At 66.9% G+C, this 2918-nt stretch carries 1 protein-coding gene and 1 pseudogene; one reads left to right on the top strand and one right to left on the bottom strand.

Annotated features, from left to right (window positions below):
* Positions 1 to 72 precede the first annotated feature (72 nt).
* Positions 73 to 1706, top strand: a pseudogene (locus tag WCB02_RS42425) (GMC family oxidoreductase).
* A gap of 370 nt (positions 1707 to 2076) precedes the next feature.
* On the opposite strand, the gene WCB02_RS42430 reads toward WCB02_RS42425, so the two are convergent.
* Positions 2077 to 2918 (bottom strand): ABC transporter permease subunit (locus WCB02_RS42430; RefSeq protein ID WP_423969117.1); only part of this gene is annotated, 842 nt, incomplete at its 5' end.

Genomic DNA, 2918 nt, shown 5'->3' on the forward strand with positions numbered 1-2918 from the left:
ACACGAATGGATGATGTTCATAATACAATTCCGCCTGACACGGGCCGGCGGTCAATCATTCGAGGCATTCACATGAACGTACACTCGGCTGAATTCACGCAAGCCGTCACCGCAAATCAAGAGAGGCTTCGCGCCAATCTGCTGCCGCGCTACGACTTCATCGTGTGCGGCTCGGGATCCTCCGGCTCGGTCGTGGCGCGGCGGCTGGCCGAAAATCCGGACGTCTCGGTGCTGCTGATCGAGGCCGGCGGCGTCGACACCGCGCCGGAGGTGGAGATGGCGGCGGCCTGGCCGCTCAATCTGGGCACCGCGCGGGACTGGGGCTTTTCGGCCTTGCCCAATCCACACCTCAACGGACGCGCGATCCCGATGAACATGGGCAAGGTGCTGGGCGGCGGATCGAGCATCAACGTGATGGTCTGGGCGCGCGGCCACAAGAGCGACTGGGATTACTTCGCTGACCAGGCCGGCGATCCAGCCTGGAGCTATGAGTCGGCTCTGGCGATCTACCGCGACATCGAAAACTGGCGGGGCGCGCCAGATCCGGCGCGACGCGGAACGGACGGTCTGCTCTACATCACGCCGCCGGCGGAGCCCCATCCCGTCGCCACCGCGATGCTGGACGCCGCGACCGAACTCGGCATCCCCGTGTTCGACGACCAGAACGGCGCCATGATGGAAGGCCCGGGCGGCGCGTGCTACTTCAATCTGCGCATTCGCGGTGGCCGGCGACAATCGATTTTCCGATCCTACGTCGTTCCGCTGATGCACCAGCCGAACCTGACGGTGCTGTCCGACACCCTGGTGACGCGCGTGCTGATCGAGCGCGGCGCGGCGGTCGGTGTGGAGTGCCTGCTCGACGGCCGCAGCCACCGCGTTCACGCCGCACAGGAAGTGATCCTGTCGCTTGGCGCCATCCACACCCCGAAGCTGCTGATGCAGTCGGGCGTTGGCGACGCCGACACGCTGGCTTCCCTCGACATTCCCGTGATCCAGCATCTTCCCGGCGTCGGCGCCAACTTCCAGGACCACATCACGGTCTCGAGTTGCATCTGGGAATACAAGGAGCCGCTCGCTTCCCGCGGCAATGGCGGCGAAGTCACCATCTTCGCCAAAAGCGCACCGGAGCTGGAGGGTCCTGACCTCCAATTGCTGCAAGCCCAGTTTCCCATCGCTACCCCCGAACTCGCAGCGCGCCATTCGGTACCGGCCGGATCATGGGGGATATTTCCGGCATTGCTGCGTCCGCACAGCGTGGGCCGCCTGCGGCTGACCGGCGCGAGGCCTGATGATCCGATCCTGATCGACGCGCAGAGCCTTTCAGATCCGGCGGATCTGGTCGCATTGCGCCGCTGCGTGGAGCTTGCCCGCGAGGTCGGCAACGCCGAGCGCTGCGGCTCTTCGTGAAGCGGGAGATCATGCCGACCGCGCTGTCGTCTGCGGCCATGGACGACTTCATCCGCGACGGCGTGGCGACGGTCTGGCATCAGAGCTGCACCGCCAGGATGGGACGGGACCCCATGGCCGTCGTCGACGGCCGCCTCAAGGTCTACGGCATCGATCGCCTCCGCATCGCCGACGCCTCGGTGATGCCGCGCGTTCCCTTGGGCAACACGATGGCGCCCTGCGTCATCATTGGCGAGCAGGCGGCCAGGGCCATCGCCCGTGAACGGCGGCTGGCCTGCCCGGCCGCCACTGCTCCCTGATCTCGGCCGGATTTCACGTCGGTGAGTCGTGCGGAGCGACCATTAAAATGCCGTCCCGGCCAAGCGAGCAACGCGAGCGCAGAACCGGGACCCCTGACCACAGGCGGGTGGTGTCGGGCACACCGGGGCCACGTCAGATGTTAACAACCGGTCCCTGTGGTGATGGTCCCGGCGTTCGCCGGGACGACGATGGCGGAGTGGCTTATACAAGGGGGGCAAAGCGTCCGCCGTCGCTCGCAAGAGCGATGGCGGAGGCGTGCCCACCATCGCTATCAACGCACAGAAGGTGGTGGGCACGGCGCAAGTGCGCCTTTGCCCGCCCTACGGTCGACTCCTTCCCGTGCATGGGCGTTTCAGCTCCAAGCAGTCGTCAAGCGGGCCCCTCGCCGCGGCGGCGGACGACGACGTCGACCGTGATCGCGGCCAGCAGCACCAGCGCCGTCGCCATCAGCTGGATCGCGGCGCTCAGGCCAAGCAGCGCCATGCCGTTCACGATCGCTGCGATCACCACGCCGCCAAGCACGGCGTGCAACGGGTGTCCGCGGCCGCCGAACAGGCTGGTGCCGCCGATCACGGCGGTCGCGACCACATAGAGCACGATGGTGCCACCGTCGAAACTCGTCGACATCGAGCGCAGCCGGGACGCGTAGATGATCCCGCCGATGCCGGCGGTGAGGCCTGCAAAGGTGAAAGCCAGGGTGCGTATCCAAGCGAGGCTGATGCCCGCGCGCCGCGCGGCTTCCGCATTGCCGCCGATGGCATAGATGTAGCGGCCGAAGCGTGTGCGCCCGAGCAGGAAGGACCATGCGACCAGGACCGCAAACACGATCGGGATCACCCACGGCATGCCGTTCAGCGGAAACGCGGGCACGCCGCGGTCGACGTTGCACACCAGCACCACGGCCACGCCGGCCACGACGGCTGCGACGATCTTGAGAGCGATGAGGCCGGGCGGCGGCGTGGTCAGCGCGCTGCGGCGCCGCTGCTGATCGCGGACGATGGTCACGGCTGCGTAGATCAGCGTCAGCGCGATCACCAGGATCCAGCCGCCGGCGCGGCTCAGGGTGCCATTGGCCAGATCGTTGATGGTTTCGTCCGGGATCGGAATGGTGCCGCCGGTGCCGAGCAGTTCGATCATCACGCCCTGGAATCCCAAGAGGCCGGCCAAGGTGACGACGAACGAAGGCAGCCGCAGCCGGGTGACCAGGGTGC

The organism is Bradyrhizobium sp. (assembly GCF_049581145.1).
GTDB lineage: Bacteria > Pseudomonadota > Alphaproteobacteria > Rhizobiales > Xanthobacteraceae > Bradyrhizobium.